Below are 18,811 nucleotides of genomic sequence, written 5' to 3' on the forward strand. Positions count from 1 at the left end.
ATGATAAGGCCTAAGCTTTAAAGTTTAGGCCTTATTGTTTTTATAGGAGAAATAGGAGCAACCCGCACAGGAGAGCATGATGATAGCAATCCCTGTGATTTGATACGGGTTGAGATGTTCATTTAAGATCAGCCAACCGGCAAGGGCACTGACCGCAGGAGAGGCACTTAGTAAAATTCCAAACACTTTCGGTTCGAGCTTTTTCATTGCAAAAATATCCAGCAAGAACGGAAGGGTACTGGAAAGTAGCGATACCAAAACACAGAGCAGCAAAATCCAATAAGACTGAAATAGCTGAGTCAGATCAGAGATACCAAAGGGCAGCGCAAATAGAGTGGCCACCAACATGCCTATCGCCACCGTATTGCTGCCGCCTTTGGCGACTTTGGTACCGTAAATGATATACATGCCCCAACATAATGCTGCGGCAAGCGCATAAAACATGCCGATATAACTGAAATTCTGATTGGTACTGCCCAAAGGTAATAACATCAGACCGATAAATGATAAGACACCCCAAAGCAAATCCTGTTTCTGTTTTGACATGACAATTGCAACGGTGAGTGGGCCCAAGACTTCAATTGAAATAGCAATACCAATCGACAGATGTGAAAAAGCCTTATAAATCATAAGATTCATTAAACTCAGAATCAGCCCATAAATGATCAGATTTTTCCAATCCATCTCGCTATGGAAAGTACGCCACGGTTTGAAAATCATCCACAACAACAGGGCCGAGAAACTTAAACGAATCAGCGCAACCCCTTCGGCACCAAAGATCGGAAATAGGGTTTTGGCAATCGCAGCCCCAATTTGTACCGAGGCAAGTGATAGGCATGCTGCAGCTAAGGCAAATTCTTGTTTATTCTGCACAGATTGAATCATGTCGATGACCAATGGATTGATTATGGGATTTTAGTTCTAGAATGATGATTAAATAGTGCTTATTGATTGAAACAAATGAGTAATTCACTCTATTATCGAATAAAGATGAGGAATTAATTCATGGTAGAACTTTCACTCGATCATTTTGATTATGCAATTTTAAGAATATTGCAGCAGGATAATAAAATTTCACATCGGCAGATTTCTGAACAGATCGGATTGTCTCAGGCATCGGTGCAGAGACGTATTGTTCGAATGGAACAGGAAGCCATTATTGAAAAGAATTGTGCGGTACTGAATCCAAAGCGATTTGGAGAGAAAGTCACATCCATTATCGAGGTCCGTTTAAGCGAAGATCGTTCAGTGGTGATGGATCGGGCAAAGCAATACTTTGCGGCAGTTGAAGAAATCCAGCAATGTTATTTCGTCAATGGCGGTGTGTCTTTTATCATGATTATGATCTCCAATAACTTATCTCACTTTGAAGTTTCCGTAAGAAAGCATTTTGCAGATAATCAGGATGTAAAAACCTATCGAACCTTAATTGTTTTAGATCGGGTCAAAGTCAGTTTAGATCTTTGTTTTTAATTCGGATTGAACTGCTGATTCAGTTTCACTTGGTTGAGGTGTGAATCCATACAAGGACTGTTGCCTAGATCTCCTAAACCAAGTGCTATTTTACTGTGATCAACGGTTCTGCGGAAAAAGCTCAATACCATTTTCGATCAGACATTGACGTAAAATACTAAAGGCAAAAGTCATGTCTTGTTCTTGAACACAGGCAAAGCCAAGCAATAAGCCTGGTTGAACTGGCGTATCCACACCCGAATAATATTGCGACAATGGACGAACATTGACCCCGCGCGAAAGTGCCAATTTAGATATTTCAACATCATTGGCATGATCAGGTAATTTGAGTACTAGATGCAGCCCCGCATCATGATTAAACTCATGTACAAACACATCGCCCAGATAACGATGAATCAGTTCAATCAGAAATTTACGTCTTTTGCTATACAGCAGACGCATGCGGCGAATATGCGCTGCATAATGTCCTTCCTGAATAAATTCTGCTAAGGCGCATTGAGTCAGTAAGTGACCGCCTCGATACAGTTCAGCTGAAATCGTTCGTAAGGGCTGTACCAACTGTTTCGGAACCACCATATAGCCAATACGCAAGGCTGGATAGATGGTTTTACTAAAAGTACCAATATAAATCACAGGTGGATTGTCTTCCAGACCCTGTAAGGATGGATAAGGCTGCCCTGAAAAACGGAACTCACTGTCGTAATCATCTTCAATAATCCAGCTGCCATGCTGTTTAGCCAAATCAAGCAATTTTCTACGTCGAGCTAAACTGAGATGTGAACCTAAAGGATATTGATGAGACGGGGTGACAAAGATCAGGCGCGGTGGGGTAGATGGATGTTCTTCTGGGATAATGCCTTCGGCATCGACAGGCATTGGAATAATATTTAAGCCATTGATACGAAGAATATTCTTGGCACCCCAATAGCCTGGATTTTCAATCCAGACATGATCATTTAAATCACATAAAGCACGTGACACTAGATCAACCGCCTGATGGATGCCTTCAGTAATAATAATCTGGTCTGTTTCACAATTGACTGAACGAGCAATGCGTAAATAATCCGCCAATGCATGGCGTAATTCAATACATCCCCCAGCATTGCTATAGATCAGATTGGCAATTTCAGGCTGTCGACTGAGACGCGATTTGATCCGATTAAATTCAGCATGCGGAAATTCGGTCACATCAGGCGCACCGGGTACAAAGGCGCCCCATTGATATGGGGAGGCAGCGGCATGTTGCAGCAAACTTGCCCCACGATGAGATAGGGTGTGTGTTATTTCTTCTTTGGTTGCAGCAGCATAGGTTGGTGTTGTGCTGACCTGAATATAGCTTTCAGGTAGTGTCTCTGATACCCAAGTACCTCGACCTGTATGTGCCTGAATATAACCTTCGGCACGTAATTGCTCATAGGCATTGAGTACGGTATTACGCGAAACATGTAATTCATTTGCTAAATCACGTGAAGCTGGAAGACGAGTATTTGGCGCAAGAATACCTTCTAAAATTGCATCCCTTAAACAATTAAAAACCCGAGCGGGTAAGGTACCTTCGCTGGCCTGTTGTAAGTGCTGTAACAGGTAGTCTCCTAACAGGGTACGCAATTGGCTCTCTCCTTTAGTCCAAAAGTGGCTCTCGTCTATTCCATTTAAAAGGTACACATTAGGTACTTATAACGCATTTTAGAATTGTTTCAGCAATACATTGCCATGAAGCAATTCTAATGCTCAAAAAGATTATTTTTTTGTCGTATCAGAGGTAACAAAATGGATGCAAAGCATATTGCAATAAATGCTCGTAAACAGCAAGCAACTCCACGTGGTGTTGGCGTGATGTGTCAATGGTATGCTGAACGTGCCAGCAATGCGACTTTGTGGGACACGGAAGGCAACGAATATATTGATTTCGCAGGTGGAATAGCAGTTTTAAATACTGGGCATCGCCATCCAAAGGTGATTGCCGCGGTTTCGGAACAACTGAATAAATTTACCCATACAGCATATCAAATTGTACCTTATGAAAGTTATGTGTCTTTGGCTGAGCGGATTAATGCACGTGCGCCAATTGATGGTCCTGCCAAAACCGCATTTTTTACTACGGGTGCCGAAGCGGTTGAGAATGCCGTGAAGATTGCCCGCGCTGCAACGGGTCGTCATGGCATTATTACCTTTGGTGGAGGTTTCCACGGTCGTACTTTTATGACCATGGCCATGACAGGCAAAACAGCACCATATAAGCGTGATTTTGGTGTGATGACAGCCGGGGTATTCCATGCACGTTACCCAGTTGCTTCTAAAGGCATTACGGTTAAGGATGCTCTGATTAGTTTAGAGGAAATCTTTAGCGAAGATATTGCAGCACATGATGTGGCTGCAATTGTGCTAGAGCCTGTACAAGGTGAAGGTGGTTTCAATGTTGCCCCAGTTGAATTTATGCAGCAACTGCGCAAGATTTGTGATGAGCACGGTATTCTTTTAATTGCAGATGAAGTGCAAACCGGTTTTGCGCGTACTGGAGAATTGTTTGCAATGCAGCATTATCCTGTAAAAGCGGATTTGATTACTATGGCCAAAAGCTTGGGAGGTGGTTTTCCATTGTCAGGTGTGGTCGGTCGTGCAGAAGTGATGGATGCACCGAATCCAGGTGGTTTAGGTGGTACTTATGCGGGTAATCCACTTGCCATTGCCGCGGCCACTGCTGTGATTGAGGTGATTGAAGAAGAACAGCTATGCCAACGTGCCAATGTACTCGGTGAAGAATTAGTTGCAATGCTCAAAGCAGCACAGAAATATTCGAGCGATATCATCGATATTCGTGCATTAGGTTCGATGGTCGCGGTTGAGTTTGGTGATCATGCAACATGTCAGCCAAAACCCGAAGTGGCGAAAGCGATTCAGCAATATGCAATGGATCAGGGCTTATTGCTTTTAACTTGTGGTAAGCATGGCAATGTGATTCGTTTCTTATATCCATTGACGATTCCTGAGATTCAGTTCAATCAAGCCTTGGTGATTATCCAAGATGCAATTGCAGCACAACAACCTGCATTACAACAGTTTGCAGGGGCTGAAGTATGATTGATAAAAATTTACAGGTCTTATTAAAGCATCCAGACATTCGTTTTGATGCAGCTCAGACTGGGAACTATTTCGTGGTTGATGATGCGGCTACAGGTCAAGCTTTGGCATGGGTTAAAGCATCAGACCAAGCCGAAGTTGAAGCTGCGATTGCTCGCTCGGCAGTTGCCCAAGCTCAGTGGCAGCAGCAAACGGCTTTAGTCCGTGCGGATATTCTACTGGCATGGTATCAGTTGATTTTAGAGCAGCGCGAAATTTTGGCGCAAATTTTGACCGCAGAGCAAGGTAAATCACTGGCTGAAGCACGTGGTGAAATTGCTTATGCAGCCTCGTTTATTCGTTGGTTTGCAGAACAGGCGCGCCGTGTCGATGGTTCAGTGTTAACACCTGTTCAATCACAACAGCGTTTGATTGTACTTAAGCAAGCGATAGGGGTAACAGCCGCGATTACGCCGTGGAATTTCCCGGCAGCGATGATCACCCGAAAAATTGCACCTGCTTTGGCTGCGGGTTGTTCGATGCTGGTCAAACCTGCGGAACAGACTCCATTAACGGCTTATGCTTTAGCGGTACTGGCAGAGCAAGCTGGCTTACCTGCTGATTTATTTATTTTAATCAGTGGTGATGCAGTTGCAGTCGGGCAAACTTTATGTGCAAGTGATACGGTACGTAAACTCAGCTTTACAGGTTCAACCGATGTTGGTCGTATTCTGATGAAACAATGTGCGCCAACCATCAAAAAGCTTTCTTTAGAGTTGGGTGGCAATGCGCCAGTCATTATTTTTGATGATGCAGATGTTGAACGTGCTGTACAGGGGATCATGGTCAGCAAGTTCCGTAACAGCGGGCAAACCTGTGTCTGTGCCAACCGTATTTATGTTCAGGCAGGAATTTATGATGCGATTTGTGAGCGCTTAAAAGTAGCAGTTGAACAGCAACTTCGTGTCGGTGATGGGCGTGAAGAAGGCGTGAATCAGGGCCCATTAATTGATCAAGATGCGGTTGAAAAAGTGCAATCGCATATTGCCGATGCGGTGAGTCAGGGTGCATCGATTGTTGTGGGTGGTCAACCGCATGCATTGGGGAAAACTTTCTTTGAACCAACCATCTTAAGAGACGTTACTCAGCAGATGAAGGTTGCTAAAGAAGAAACCTTTGGTCCATTAGCACCTTTGTTCCGTTTTAATGATGAAGCGGAAGCCATCGCGATGGCCAATGACACTGAATTTGGCTTGGCCAGTTATATTTTCACTAAAGATACGGCACGCCAATGGCGCGTAGGTGAAGCACTGCAATATGGTATGGTGGGTGTAAATACAGGACTGATTTCCAATGAGGTTGCACCTTTTGGTGGAATTAAACAGTCAGGTTTAGGCCGTGAAGGTTCGCAATTTGGGATTGAGGAATATCTGGAACTGAAATATATGTGTGTTGATATTTCTTAAGCTGTAACGATAACAGTTAAAAGCCCAAACTGCTTGGACCCAGCAGTTTGGGCTTTTATTCATTTACTGAGATAGATTTACTTCCTCAAACTAAATATTTAAAACGCCTAAATTTTTAGTTTTTCTATTTAAGCCATTTAATACGAAATGGACGAGTAGATTTTTATTGATATTGATTTAGCTAAATTTCTCTAAAACTGAGTAAATTGGAGAACCTTGATCATTTTTAAATTCAATTGCATCAGAGATAAGATGTCGATCTTCAATTCTTTTTATGATTATAATCGACACGCCATGGATAAGAAGAGCGTTGTGGTAAATTTTTTCGACTCTGCCATTAATATATTTTAAGTGAACTAAATAAATACTCTTAGATAATAGCTTAATTTTTTGAATTTCATATCGACATTCACTATCATTTAAGTTTTCCAGAAAATGATAGATCGAATTTTTGATAAGAGTTTGATCTTTGTTCATATAATGGAAGTCTTGAGTAAAATATTTCTCAGCTTGATGAAAGTCTATCTTTTTTAGTTTAGAGAGGTAGTTTAATAAGTTTGTTATGTATATAGATATACTTTCTATTTCTGACATAAAATTAACCTCTATGTTTTTATTGTTTGATTATAGTTTTATTTACAAAGGAATGTTGTTTTTCTAAGATTTTGTCCTAATTTGTCTTTATTTTATGTTTTATATGTCTGCTTGATTTATTGTGATTTTTAGGATGTAAAAAAAAGATCTTATGGTTAATTTTTAGTGTTTTTAATGTTTATTCATCTCTCTTTATTTTTAATATGATGACTCTTTTGTTTTGAGATTTGATAGTGAAGAAATGGATTTGCAAGAATTGTGGTCTGTACAAAAAGATTGTTCCAAGTCATATTAAATCAGGTCGAAAAGTTTTTTTCATACAAAATATCGATAATATAAATAAAACAATAAAAAAAGGTGCTGTTGTCAGCCGAAATAAAGACCTACTGATCATACTGAGTGACGGAATTTTATGTATGGTGAAAGACACTGATGTTTACCCTGAAGATGCACCTGTGTATTTTGTATATAATATGTTTGGTATGTGTGAGTGTTCATCTAAATAAATTAAAAATTTTAAGTGTTTTATAGTGTGAAAATGGCACGCAAAGTCAAAGAATTAAAAAAGTGTCAAGTTATATCGAGCCAGAGCTTTATAATTAAAATATAAATATTGCCAAAATTTAAATGTAAAAAACATGGCTAGATTTAAATCAATAAATTTTACCTAATATGAAAAGGGCATTACATCAATTTTATAGGTAAAGCAGTCATGTCTGGAACATGTTTTGAAAAGGGATAGATCCGATGCCTAAATATGTAGTGATGAAACAGAGCTTCAATGCACCAATCGACTTTATTTTTCTACTTTTTTCTAAACACCGAACATTCAATACGGTTTTGTGGCCGCTTCAATCTGTAATGATAAAATCGTCTCAGGATGTTGAAAATAGCGATGGTGTAGGCTCAATTCGAAAAATGGGGATAGGGCCATTCAAGCCGATCCAAGAAGAAATTACTCAAAGTATGTCCAATGAGTTGATTGAATATAGAATGTTAAAGAATAGCCTGTTTTCTTACCATTTAGGCCGATTGGAATTTGAAAAGGCTGGCAATTGCACAAATTTAACCTATACGATTTGGTTAGACAGCAGAATTCCTTTAGTTACCAACATTACCCTTATGCAGCTTAAGTCTTCGGCTACACGTGGTTTGAAAAAAATTGCAATTCAAATGAATCAATTTAAGATTAAAGAACTGTAATTTTTCTAGCATGTCATTTAAGAAAAAGAATGAACACAAACATTGATCTGAAGTTACTGCTGTTAGATGCTCTGTATCAGGATGTTCGGTAATATCGTAATTAAGGAATTATAATGAATTTAAGTAAAAAGACGATCATTATTACAGGTGCCTCAAGTGGGATTGGCGCAGAGGCGGCGATTCAACTTGCTCAAGCAGGAGCAACAGTTTGCCTTATTGCACGTCGTATTGATGAGTTACAGAAGATTCAGGCAACGATTCAATTTCAATCAGGTAAAGCCTCTATTTATCCAGCGGATATCACCGATCCCGAGCAGCTCAAAGGCTGCTTAGATAAAATATTGTCTGAACATCAAAAGATTGATGTATTAGTAAATAACGCTGCACGTTCAATCAGACGTCCTATTCTTGAGTCACTTGATCGTTTACATGATTATGAACGCACCATGCAGATTAATTATTTTGCTGCTGTGAATATGACACTGCATTTATTACCTCATTTTCTGAAAAATGGCGCAGGGCATATTGTGAATATATCGACCATGTCGACACAAGTTCCGATTCCTTTGTTCTCGGCCTATCTCGCCAGTAAATCTGCGCTTGAATCTTTTTCCCGTTCTTTGTCGATGGAATTAAAGAACAAAGGAATTGATGTCAGTATCGTGTATTTCCCAATGGTCAGAACGCCAATGTCATCGAAAACAGCCATTTATAAACATATGAAAATGCTGGATACGCCTGCCGCAGCGGGATGGATTGTAAAAGCCATAGAAGGGAAATCTTATCGGGTTAGTAGTAAAGCAGGGCTGGTTGCCAATGCATTATTAAATACGACGCCGACATGGATGATGAATCTGTCCCGACCACTATTTCAGTTAATGGATAAGCGCTTAAAAAGTAAATTAAAAACGGAGGCTTAAGTTCAAAAATTTGGTTATCGATTTTTTGATATAAGAAAAGCAGCGTGTGCTGCTTTTCATCATTAATAAATAAATTTAGAAATTTTTTCTGCAGTTTGAATAACCGCCTCGGCAACATCATTTCTAAAATAGTGTTCATCATAACTACCGAGTGGGCAACTCACGGATAAAACGGCAGCCATTTTATGGGTGGATTGTTTATAAATCGGAGCAGCACAGGCAGCCATGTCATGATTGTAATGGCCCCAACTCACCATAGAGCGTTGGGTTTTAACGAAACTCAGACGCTGTAACAGTGCTTTAAGATTGGTCGGGGTTAACTCTGAAAAAGTATCCCATTGATTAAAACCTTTATAGCGCTCTTTAATTTCTGTTTCGGTTAGATCGGCTAACAGCATTTGTCCAATCACGGTTGCATGGGCAGGCCAGCGTGTGCCTAGGCCAATATTACTGGTGAATGTGCCATTGGATTGAATATTGTTGATAAAGACAATATGCGTACCTTCTAATATAGAAAGATGGACTGCAAGTTGAGTTTGATCGCGTAACTCTTTCATTAGCGGTGTTGCCAAGTCCAATAATGACTGTTTGGCTAGGCTATTAAAACCAAGCTCCATGACCTTAGAGTCCAAAGCATACGTTTTCTGTGAAGCTTTGCGTAAAAAGCCACAAGACTCCAGCGTATAGATCAGACGGAAAGCACTGGAACGGTTGACGTCCAGAATTTCTGCGATTTCTGTAATTGTCATTTCTTGGGTTTGCTGGTTAAACGCTTGCAAGATTGCCAAACCACGCACTAAGCCAGGGACTAAATAGCGTTCCTCATTTTTTATTGCATCAGATTCTTGGGAGTCTGTTTCAATTGTTGAATTCATGTGTTCAATTTTCCTATCAAAAAATCGCAAAACAGTACATTTCGTTTTCTTAGGATTCTATTGTAACTGCAAATAGATTGTTTAAATATTTTTTTATATATAAAACAAAATTTTTTTAGTAAAACGTAAAAGAATGTGTTCTAAAAATCAAGTTATTGAATTTTAAAAATATATTTAATTTGACAGAAAAAACATCATGGGAGTATTCTTATCTAAAGTTTGTTATATCAAATAATGTTTTATATATAAAACAAATGAGGATGCAAGGATGAGTTGGATCTCAGTTTGTCAGCAAGACGACATCACCGAAGACGAGCCGAAAGCCATTGAAGTCGACGGTAAAAAAATTGGCGTATTTTTCATCGATGATAATTACTTTGCCATCGAGAATGTTTGCCCACATGCCTTTGCCTTGTTAACAGAAGGCTTTATCGAAGATCAAACAGTGGAATGCCCATTGCATGAGGCGATCTTTGATATCCAGACAGGTGAGTTGAAGAGTGGACCAGGATGCCGTGATTTGTGCACCTATCCAGTACGTGTTGAAGGGCAGGACGTTCAAATTCAACTATAAGTTTTATTTTAAAGGATGGAATCTCATGAAAACTTTTAATGAGAAGCTAGCGAACTGGATTCATGCCACGCCAGCGACCGAAGCAGGGATTAACAATATTCAGATACCGGGACAGGCAGAGCTGCTGGTTTGGCAAACACGTTATAAAGAGCCAACTGTCTATGAACAGGATTTTGTTCAACATCTCATCAAAGCCTTTTCTACAGGCGTCACTGAACTCACTGATTTAGTCCAGTCTTTAAACCAGCAAGGTTTTCGCTGTGAATCTGGTGAGCTTTGGACTTCTGAAAAGTTCTCAGAAGAAATGCAACGTTTAGGTTATTAATTCAAGGAAGAATAGTGATGAACGCAGCAGTATCAGTTACTCCAAGTGTAGAAGAGTATTTAGATTTAGGTTTACGTGATCAGTGGCATCCTCTGTTAGCAAGCTGGGAAGTGGCTGCAAATCCAGTCGGTATTACCCGTTTAGGTGAAAATATCGTGGTTTGGCGTGACGCAGAAGGTCAGGTTCATGCTTTGGAAGATCGCTGTCCGCATCGTGGCGCACGTCTTTCTTTAGGCTGGAATCTGGGCAATCGTGTGGCTTGCTGGTATCACGGTGTTGAAGTTCGCCATGATGGCGTTGTGGAAGATGTGCCTGCTGTACATGATTGTCCAATGAAAGGCACTTCATGTGTAAAGAGCTATCCTGTGATTGAGCAGCATGGTGCAATTTTCATGTGGTTTGGTATCGATACCAATGAAGCGCCTAAGCCGCTAGATTTTCCTGAACAACTGGCAAGTGAAGAATGGAGTTCATTTCTGTGTCAGGCGGACTGGAAAGTGAATCATCAATATGCGATTGATAATGTGATGGACCCGATGCATGGTAGTTATTTGCATTGCACCTCACACTCAATGGCAGAGGGTGATCGTACGGCGGAAATGAAACACCGTTCGACCCCAAATGGTTTTATTTTTGAAAAAGAAGGCCAAGTCGGTGTGAATTTTGACTGGGTTGAATATGCCAATACAGGTGCAAGCTGGTTACGTCTCTCAATTCCGTATCGTAAAGACTTTGGCCCAGGCGGCGAGTTCTGGATCGTGGGTTATGCCACACCGATTGATGAAAAAAATACCCGTGTGTTCTTCTGGCGCTGTCGTAAAGTCAGTGGTTGGCAACGTCATGTCTGGCGCTTCCTTTACCGCAACCATTTAGAAAAATTGCATTGGGATGTATTGGAACAGGATCGGATTATTTTAGAACATCTTGCACCGAATGCACGTCAACACGAATTCCTCTATCAGCATGATGTCGGACTCTCTCGTTTACGCCGTTTAATGAAAAAAGAAGCGGAAAAACAGTTAAAGAAAATTGCAGCACTCAATAGTTCAAACCGTATTGAAATGCAGGAAGAAGTTCATGGTTAATGTCGCATTGTTGCAGGACAAAAAAGTCCTTGTCACAGGTGCGGCAAGAGGCTTGGGTCTAGACTTTGCACAAGCGATTGCGGAAGCAGGTGCGCAAGTGGTCATGGCTGATATCTTGACTGATCTCGTACAGCAAGAAGCAAAAGTATTGCGGGCAAAAGGTTTAAGGATTGACGCAGTCAGCATTGACCTTGCAAGTGCGAACTCGATTGAACAGGCGGTTCAACAGGCTGCTGAACGCATGGGTGGAATGGATGGTTTGGTGAATTGTGCGGCACTGGCAACCAATGTGGGTGGCAAAAGCATGATGGATTATGACGCAGATATTTGGGATCGGGTCATGAACATTAATGTCAAAGGTACTTGGTTGGTGACCAAGGCTGCGGTGCCTTATCTCAAACAGTCCAGTGCAGGCAAGATCATTAATGTGGCTTCGGATACAGCGTTGTGGGGTGCTCCCAACCTCATGGCCTATGTCGCGAGCAAAGGTGCATTAACCGCAATGACACGTTCCATGGCGAGAGAACTTGGGCCATTCAATATCTGTATTAACACGCTGTCACCAGGCTTAACTTTGGTTGAAGCAACAGCCTATGTGCCACAAGAACGTCATGATTTATATGTGAATGGTCGTGCGATTCAACGTCAGCAATTACCACAGGATTTGAACGGAACAGCCCTTTATTTGCTATCAGATTTGTCCTCGTTTGTGACAGGACAGAATATTCCAGTAAATGGCGGTTTTGTCTTTAATTAAGGAGTAATCTCATGATTACAGGGATTGAGATTTTAAAGTTTGGCGTTGAAGACAGAGCTGCTTCGAATAAATTTTTGGCAGATTTCGGTCTCAAGCAAAGTCAGTCAGATATAGAAGGGACGGATCTTTACCAGACACAAAATGGCAGCAAGATCTATTTATTTGATTGCGATGATATCCGCTTACCTAAAGCAATCGAGTCAGGTTCAACGCTACGTGAAGTGACTTGGGGGCTAGATGATGCGGCACAGGATTTGGCAAATTTAGCACTTCGTCTAAATGATGTGGAGGGTTATCAAGCCAGTACGGATATGGTGCAATGCATAGATCCAAATGGCATGACTATCCGTTTTCAAAAGAGTTTTACCCAAGAGCTGCCTGCATTAAAAACAGAAGGCATTAACCAATATGGCAATGTGCAACGTGTCAATGCAGCAAGTCCTGTATATGAAAAAGGACAACCTGTTGCGATTGGTCATGTAGTGTTTTTTACCCCAGATTTAGAAAAAACTGAAAATTTCTATCGTGAGAAACTTGGTTTCTTCTTATCAGATGCTTATCGCAATCGTGGTGCATTCTTACGCTGTCGCGGTAAAGGTTTCCACCATGACCTGTTCTTGCTTTCAGTGCCAAATAAACCTGCTGGACTCAATCACGTCGCATTCGTCGTTCGTGATATCCATGAGGTGATTGGTGGTGGATTGAACATGAACCGTTCTGATTGGTCGACTTTCATTGGCCCAGGACGTCATCCGATTTCTTCAGCTTACTTCTGGTATGTCAATTCACCGCTTGGTGGTGCGTTTGAGTATTACACCAATGATGATTACCTGACCGAAGAATGGCAGCCACGTATCGAAGAGCATCGTCTGGAACTCTTTACAGAATGGGCGATTGAAGGCGGTCTGGATGATCACACTCGTCGTCAAGTCAAACCTGCATAAGTACAGATCGGGCAGGGAGAATAAGCTATGGACAGAATCGTAATTGTGGGTGCAGGACAAGCAGCAGGCTGGGCAGTCAGTACTTTGCGCCAGAATGGATATTCAGGTGAAATTCATGTGGTCTCAAATGAAGATCGTGTGTTTTATGAACGTCCACCATTGTCAAAACAGGTACTTTCAAAAGAAGCCACTTATGAAAGCTTGCATCTGTTTTCTCCAGAGCAGGTGCAGGATTTTAATATCCAATGGCACAAGCCAGCAGTTGCTACTCAGGTAGATCGCCAGCAGAAGCAGGTGGTTCTGGAAAGTGGTCAGGTTTTACCGTATGACAAATTGTTGATTGCCACAGGTAGCCGTGCGCGTGTGCCTGTGAATACGTGGCAGTTTATTCCCAATGTGGTGACTTTACGTAATGTTCAGGATTGTGAGCGTTTAGCCGAAATCTTGCAGCATTCGCAAAAGTTAGCCGTGATTGGTGGTGGCTGGATTGGTCTGGAAATTGCAGCGACGGCACGTAAACAAGGCAAAGAGGTTCATATTTTTGAATATGGCGATCGTCTTTGTGCACGTAGTGTTAGCCCTGATGTATCTGCTTTTCTGAAAAGCATGCATGAGCAGCAAGGTACCCAGATTCATTTAGACAGTAAAAATCTGCATTTGATTGAAGCGGGTCAGCAAAAAGTTGAAGTGGTCAATCATCCGAATACAAGTGAGCTGTTTGATTGTGTGGTTGTAGGTGCAGGTGCTGATATTGCCAAAGAGCTTGGTGTCAATGCGGGCTTGGACGTGAAAGATGGCATCGTGGTGAATTGTTTTGGACAGACTTCCGACCAGGATATTTATGCCGCAGGTGATGTTGCGATTCATCCGGGGCTTGGCTATTGCATTCAGTCATGGGCCAATGCACAGAATCAGGCCATTGCCGCTGCAAAATCAATGCTGGGTATTGAAACCGAATATAGCGATATTCCATGGTTATGGTCAGATCAGTATCACTTCAATATTCAGATTTTAGGCACCTATCAACCTGAAAAAACAGGGCAGATTGTGGTTCGTAAAAGCGCAGATGATCAATGCAGTTATTTATATCTGGATGAGCAAAATCGTTTACTCAATATGATCGCAATCAATGATTCAAAACTGGTCAAACTGGCAAAGCGCTGGATGCAGTCGAATACCGAGTTAGACCCCAAATTATTAGCAGACCCTGAATTTAATGTAATGAAATTAAAACCATAAACATTAAATCCGGTTCATGACTCAATCGAAGGAATGAAGTATGAGTAATGAAGAGAAAAGTGGATTAAAGCATTGGGTTCCTGCTTTCGTCCTGATGGTATGTGTCGTTCTGGCATTTTTCGACAAAATCAGTATCGCGGTCTTGTTTGCTGACCCGCACTTCCAAGGTGCGATGGGGATTGCACAAGATAAGGCAAAACTCGGATGGCTCATGACCAGCTTCTTGCTGGCTTATGGTTTTTCATCGGTCTTTTTGAGTTTCCTCGGCGATATTTTTAATCCGAAGAAAATGCTGTTCTGGAGCGTCGCATCATGGGGCTTGCTCATGTTCTGTATGGGTTTTACCACCAACTATACAGGCATGTTGATCCTGCGCGTTTTGCTTGGTCTAGCTGAAGGACCCTTATTTGCACTGGCGTATGCCATCGTGAAGCAAACTTATACCGACCGTCAGCAAGCACGTGCTTCGACCATGTTTTTATTAGGAACCCCGATTGGTGCATTCCTCGGTTTTCCAATTACTGCTGCAGTATTGGCAAAGCATGATTGGCATACCACATTCTTCGTGATGGCGGGTTTAACTGTGATTGCATTACTTGCGATTGCATTTGGTTTACGTAATTTACAGCTCAAGAAAACCATTGAATTGGAGTCGACCAGCAAACGCGTCAATTTCAAAGGTCATATTCACAACACCAAAGTACTATTACAGAACCGTGCCTTCTGGTTGGTGTGTATTTTCAATATTGCCTTGATGACCTATCTATGGGGCTTAAACAGTTGGGTACCTTCTTATCTGATTCAGGACAAGGGCTTTAACCTGAAAGAGTTTGGTGTTTATTCAAGCCTTCCATTTATTGCCATGCTGATTGGTGAAGTGATCGGTGCTTTCCTTTCGGACAAGTTAGGCCGCCGTGCTGTTCAGGTTTTCAGTGGCCTGTTGGTGGCAGGCATCTTTATGTATGTCATGGTCATTATGACTGATCCGATTCTCGTGATCGCAGCAATGTCTTTAAGCGCAATGGCTTGGGGCTTTGGTGTCGCAGCCGTATTCGCTTTACTTGCCCGTGTAACAACTGCCGATGTTGGTGCAACTGCGGGTGGAATTTTCAACGGAATGGGTAATTTTGCCAGCGCAATTGCACCTGTTCTGATCGGTTACATCGTGATGCAAACACATAGTTTTAATTTAGGAATTACCTTCTTGGCAGCCGTCGCTGTGATTGGATCGTTCTTCTTAGTTCCTTTATTGAAACGTTATTAATCAAAATATTGAACAAAACCTAGGAGTTAAAACATGACTACTCAACAATTCGAATCATGGACACAACCTGAAGGTACAAATTTACAAGACTGGTTGAATACACGTATCGCACGCTTTGAAACACGTAAATATGATTTTGATGCATTGAAGTTCCAAGCAGACTATGACCCTAAATATCGTCGTGCACAAATGCGTTATATGGGTACAGGTGCAACAGGTGTGGTTAATGATGGCAATACGGTTCCAGCTGAAAACTTTACCTTTTCAACTATGGTTTTACCTGCGCAATGTGAAGGGCCTTTGCATATTCATCACGATGTTGAAGAAGTGTTTTTCATGTTGCGTGGCGAAATTGACCTGTTCATTGAACATAACGGGGAGAAATTTGAGACCCGACTGAAAGAGCGTGACCTGATTTCAATTCCACCGGGTATTTATCGTGGCTTGTTCAATCCGGGTCAGGAAGATGCCTTGATGTGTGTGATGTTGGGTGCTGGTAAACCAACCATCCCGAACTATCCACCTGAGCATCCGTTGTCTCAAATCAAACGTTAATCCGATTGATCTTATAAATGTTGAAGGAATGACATGATGACACTGATTGAGCGTTTAACTCACTATCCAGTCAAAACCGTTGCCGTAAATGACGCTGTGCAAGCTTATCGTGAAGCAGGTCAAGGCCAGCCGCTGGTTTTGCTGCATGGAATTAGCTCAGGTTCAGCCTCTTGGGTCAATCAGCTAGAGACACTCAGTCAGCATTTTCATGTCATCGCCTGGGATGCACCGGGCTATGGTTTATCCGATGATTTAAACACAGATCAACCCAATGCAGCCGATTATGCGGAGCAAGTATTGGGTTTGATGGATGCGTTGAACATTTCAAAAGCTATTGTAGTTGGACATTCATTGGGTGCCTTACAAGCCAGTGCTTTTGCTCACCTTTATCCTGAACGGGTACAGACCTTAGTGATTGCCAATGCAGCACAAGGTTATCAACGTTCTGATGAAGACACCAAAGCACAGATTTATCAAAAACGCCCGAATATGTTGAAAAGCTTGGGCAATGCAGGCATGGCTGCCAGCCGTGGACCGCATTTGATTTATAAACAAGACCCTCAGGCATTGGCTTTGGTTAGTGAAGTGATGGGACAACTGACATTAGACGGTTTTACCCGAGCATCTTATTTGCTGGCATATGACGAAATTCGAAATTATTTAACAGAGCTTACAGTTCCTTGTGTGGTGATTGCGGGTGACAAGGATGGAATTACCCCTGCGCAAGCGATCAAGGAACTTGCGGTAGAAATGCAATTGAGCCGATGTCATCTCATTACAGATGCAGGTCATCTGAGTTATGTCGATCAACCTGAACAGTTTAACGACATTGTTTTATCGGCACATTAAGACTTAAACGAGAGATATGGATATGAGCTTCCAACTTGAAGGAAAAGTAGCAGTTGTAACAGGTGGCTCGTCAGGCATTGGTTTGGCTGCAGTCGAAATTTTAGTTGCAGAAGGTGCCAAGGTGGCGTGGTGTGGTCGAGATGAGCAGCGTTTGGCGGCATCAAGACTGTATATTTTAGAAAAATATCCGCATGCCAATATCTTCACCAGTATCTGCAATGTCTTGGATAAAGAAGATGTAAAACGTTTTGCCCAACAGGTAAACCAAAATTTGGGTAATGTCGACATGCTGATCAATAACGCAGGTCAGGGGCGTGTGTCTAATTTTGAAAATACCCAAGACGAAGACTGGATGAAAGAAATTGAACTGAAGTATTTCAGTGTATTACATCCAGTACGTGCATTTTTAAATGATTTAAAACATTCGGCATGCGGGTCGATTACCAATGTGAATTCTTTGCTGGCACTGCAACCTGAACCGCACATGATTGCGACTTCATCTGCCCGTGCAGCATTGCTGAATCTAACCCATTCACTGGCGCATGAATTTACCCAGTACGGTGTTCGTGTCAATTCAATTCTTTTGGGCATGGTGGAATCCGCACAGTGGAAACGCCGTTTTGAAACCCGTTCTGATCCAAATGCAACATGGGAACAGTGGACAGGCAACATTGCTAAAAACCGTGGCATTCCAATGCAACGTTTAGGCAAGCCAGAAGAGCCAGCGCGTGCCTTGGTGTTTTTAGCATCGCCTTTGGCATCGTATACCACAGGTTCGACACTGGATGTCTCTGGTGGATTTAACAAACATTTATAAGGTGTTCACATGAAACAGTTGATGATGATTGGTTTTGGAGCGATGGCGGCAGAAGTGTATGCCCACATGCCTCAAGACCTGCAACTTAAATGGATTGTGGTCCCTGCACGCAGTGTAGAAAAAGTACAGGCACAGGTTGCAGCTGATGTACAGGTTATTTCTTCAATTGATGAATGTCAGGGGACGCCTGACTACGTGATTGAAGTGGCAGGACAGGCTGCGGTGAAAGAACATGCACAAAAAGTTTTGGAAAAAGGTTGGACCATTGGCCTGATTTCAGTAGGCACTTTGGCGGATAACGAATTTTTAATTCAACTGAAAACGACGGCAGAAAAAAATGATGCGCATCTGCATTTATTGGCAGGCGCAATTGCTGGGATCGATGGGATCTCTGCGGCCAAAGAAGGTGGTCTGGAAAAGGTCACCTATAAGGGCTGTAAGAGTCCAAAAAGCTGGCGTGGCAGCTATGCTGAACAACTGGTCGACCTCGATCAGGTCAGTGAAGCAACGGTTTTTTTCCGTGGTACAGCCAGAGAAGCAGCTTTGAAGTTTCCAGCCAATGCCAATGTGGCAGCCACGATTGCACTGGCAGGACTGGGTATGGATGACACGATGGTTGAGCTGACGGTTGATCCAAATATCAACAAAAACAAACACACCATTGTAGCGGAAGGCGTGTTTGGTGAAATGACCATTGAACTGGTAGGGGTCCCATTGGCGAGTAATCCCAAAACCTCAACCTTGGCTGCATTAAGTGTGATTCGTGCTTGCCGCAATAGTGTTGAAGCAATTCAGATTTAAAAGGATTTGA

The 18,811-nt window shown here is 42.1% G+C and carries 21 protein-coding genes; 17 read left to right on the plus strand and 4 right to left on the minus strand.

Annotated elements, in window-relative coordinates:
• Positions 1 to 24: 24 nt before the first annotated feature.
• On the minus strand, positions 25 to 885 hold the full coding sequence (locus tag FPL17_RS02450; protein ID WP_159882975.1) for an EamA family transporter: 861 nt from the start codon (positions 883 to 885) through the stop codon (positions 25 to 27).
• 120 nt (positions 886 to 1,005) lie between these two features.
• Between FPL17_RS02450 and FPL17_RS02455 the strand changes: the two genes are divergently transcribed.
• Positions 1,006 to 1,473, plus strand: coding sequence for an Lrp/AsnC family transcriptional regulator (locus FPL17_RS02455; protein WP_151716139.1), 468 nt, complete (start codon positions 1,006 to 1,008; stop codon positions 1,471 to 1,473).
• Between the two features lie 99 nt (positions 1,474 to 1,572).
• Here FPL17_RS02455 and pdxR read toward each other — a convergent pair whose 3' ends face one another.
• A complete protein-coding gene (gene pdxR / locus FPL17_RS02460; protein ID WP_159882977.1) occupies positions 1,573 to 3,081 on the minus strand; it encodes a MocR-like pyridoxine biosynthesis transcription factor PdxR in 1,509 nt (502 codons plus the stop codon).
• Positions 3,082 to 3,243: 162 nt separating this feature from the next.
• On the opposite strand from pdxR, the gene FPL17_RS02465 reads away from it, so the two are divergent.
• The gene (locus tag FPL17_RS02465; protein ID WP_159882979.1) at positions 3,244 to 4,554 is read left to right on the plus strand and encodes a 4-aminobutyrate--2-oxoglutarate transaminase; all 1,311 of its coding nucleotides are present in this window, start codon (positions 3,244 to 3,246) and stop codon (positions 4,552 to 4,554) included.
• Entirely contained in the window at positions 4,551 to 5,999 is a 1,449-nt protein-coding gene (locus FPL17_RS02470; protein ID WP_159882981.1) for an NAD-dependent succinate-semialdehyde dehydrogenase, read from the plus strand. Before FPL17_RS02465 ends, FPL17_RS02470 begins: the two co-directional genes overlap by 4 nt.
• A 177-nt stretch (positions 6,000 to 6,176) precedes the next feature.
• On the opposite strand, the gene FPL17_RS02475 is transcribed toward FPL17_RS02470, so the two are convergent.
• Positions 6,177 to 6,593 carry a hypothetical protein gene (locus FPL17_RS02475; RefSeq protein WP_159882983.1) on the minus strand — a complete coding sequence of 139 codons (417 nt, stop codon included), beginning with the start codon at positions 6,591 to 6,593 and terminating at the stop codon, positions 6,177 to 6,179.
• Positions 6,594 to 6,826: 233 nt separating this feature from the next.
• Here FPL17_RS02475 and FPL17_RS02480 point away from each other — a divergent pair, with 233 nt between their 5' ends.
• From FPL17_RS02480 to FPL17_RS02490, 3 genes are all read left to right on the plus strand, one after another.
• On the plus strand, positions 6,827 to 7,099 hold the full coding sequence (locus FPL17_RS02480) for a hypothetical protein (protein ID WP_005187258.1): 273 nt from the start codon (positions 6,827 to 6,829) through the stop codon (positions 7,097 to 7,099).
• Positions 7,100 to 7,340: 241 nt separating this feature from the next.
• Complete coding sequence (locus FPL17_RS02485; protein WP_005187260.1) at positions 7,341 to 7,796, plus strand: SRPBCC family protein; 456 nt, start codon at positions 7,341 to 7,343, stop codon at positions 7,794 to 7,796.
• 113 nt (positions 7,797 to 7,909) lie between these two features.
• A complete protein-coding gene (locus FPL17_RS02490) occupies positions 7,910 to 8,716 on the plus strand; it encodes an SDR family NAD(P)-dependent oxidoreductase (RefSeq protein WP_159882985.1) in 807 nt (268 codons plus the stop codon).
• A gap of 62 nt (positions 8,717 to 8,778) precedes the next feature.
• Here FPL17_RS02490 and FPL17_RS02495 read toward each other — a convergent pair whose 3' ends face one another.
• Positions 8,779 to 9,591, minus strand: coding sequence for an IclR family transcriptional regulator (locus FPL17_RS02495; RefSeq protein ID WP_123774846.1), 813 nt, complete (start codon positions 9,589 to 9,591; stop codon positions 8,779 to 8,781).
• Between the two features lie 268 nt (positions 9,592 to 9,859).
• Between FPL17_RS02495 and FPL17_RS02500 the strand changes: the two genes are divergently transcribed.
• Genes FPL17_RS02500 through FPL17_RS02550 form a run of 11 tightly spaced genes read left to right on the plus strand, consistent with a single transcriptional unit; the run spans position 9,860 to position 18,801 of the window.
• Positions 9,860 to 10,165 (plus strand): non-heme iron oxygenase ferredoxin subunit, encoded by a 306-nt coding sequence (locus tag FPL17_RS02500; protein WP_004772876.1) that lies wholly within the window; start codon positions 9,860 to 9,862, stop codon positions 10,163 to 10,165.
• A gap of 25 nt (positions 10,166 to 10,190) precedes the next feature.
• A complete protein-coding gene (locus tag FPL17_RS02505; protein ID WP_004772875.1) occupies positions 10,191 to 10,490 on the plus strand; it encodes a recombinase-like helix-turn-helix domain-containing protein in 300 nt (99 codons plus the stop codon).
• Positions 10,491 to 10,507: 17 nt separating this feature from the next.
• On the plus strand, positions 10,508 to 11,575 hold the full coding sequence (locus tag FPL17_RS02510; RefSeq protein ID WP_159882987.1) for an aromatic ring-hydroxylating oxygenase subunit alpha: 1,068 nt from the start codon (positions 10,508 to 10,510) through the stop codon (positions 11,573 to 11,575).
• Positions 11,568 to 12,332 (plus strand): SDR family oxidoreductase, encoded by a 765-nt coding sequence (locus FPL17_RS02515; RefSeq protein ID WP_159882989.1) that lies wholly within the window; start codon positions 11,568 to 11,570, stop codon positions 12,330 to 12,332. The genes FPL17_RS02510 and FPL17_RS02515 overlap by 8 nt, the downstream gene beginning before the upstream one ends.
• A gap of 11 nt (positions 12,333 to 12,343) precedes the next feature.
• Positions 12,344 to 13,276, plus strand: coding sequence for a VOC family protein (locus FPL17_RS02520; protein WP_159882991.1), 933 nt, complete (start codon positions 12,344 to 12,346; stop codon positions 13,274 to 13,276).
• 27 nt (positions 13,277 to 13,303) lie between these two features.
• Positions 13,304 to 14,515 carry an NAD(P)/FAD-dependent oxidoreductase gene (locus FPL17_RS02525; RefSeq protein WP_159882993.1) on the plus strand — a complete coding sequence of 404 codons (1,212 nt, stop codon included), beginning with the start codon at positions 13,304 to 13,306 and terminating at the stop codon, positions 14,513 to 14,515.
• Positions 14,516 to 14,555: 40 nt separating this feature from the next.
• Positions 14,556 to 15,779 (plus strand): MFS transporter, encoded by a 1,224-nt coding sequence (locus FPL17_RS02530; RefSeq protein ID WP_005187272.1) that lies wholly within the window; start codon positions 14,556 to 14,558, stop codon positions 15,777 to 15,779.
• A 33-nt stretch (positions 15,780 to 15,812) separates the two neighbouring features.
• The gene (locus FPL17_RS02535; RefSeq protein ID WP_004652930.1) at positions 15,813 to 16,334 is read left to right on the plus strand and encodes a cupin domain-containing protein; all 522 of its coding nucleotides are present in this window, start codon (positions 15,813 to 15,815) and stop codon (positions 16,332 to 16,334) included.
• Positions 16,335 to 16,367: 33 nt separating this feature from the next.
• Positions 16,368 to 17,183, plus strand: coding sequence for an alpha/beta fold hydrolase (locus FPL17_RS02540; protein ID WP_159882995.1), 816 nt, complete (start codon positions 16,368 to 16,370; stop codon positions 17,181 to 17,183).
• A gap of 22 nt (positions 17,184 to 17,205) precedes the next feature.
• Positions 17,206 to 18,000 (plus strand): SDR family oxidoreductase, encoded by a 795-nt coding sequence (locus FPL17_RS02545; protein ID WP_159882997.1) that lies wholly within the window; start codon positions 17,206 to 17,208, stop codon positions 17,998 to 18,000.
• 9 nt (positions 18,001 to 18,009) lie between these two features.
• Positions 18,010 to 18,801 (plus strand): aspartate dehydrogenase, encoded by a 792-nt coding sequence (locus tag FPL17_RS02550; RefSeq protein WP_159882999.1) that lies wholly within the window; start codon positions 18,010 to 18,012, stop codon positions 18,799 to 18,801.
• Positions 18,802 to 18,811 lie beyond the last annotated feature (10 nt).

The organism is Acinetobacter dispersus (assembly GCF_009884975.1).
Taxonomy (GTDB): Bacteria; Pseudomonadota; Gammaproteobacteria; order Pseudomonadales; family Moraxellaceae; genus Acinetobacter; species Acinetobacter dispersus.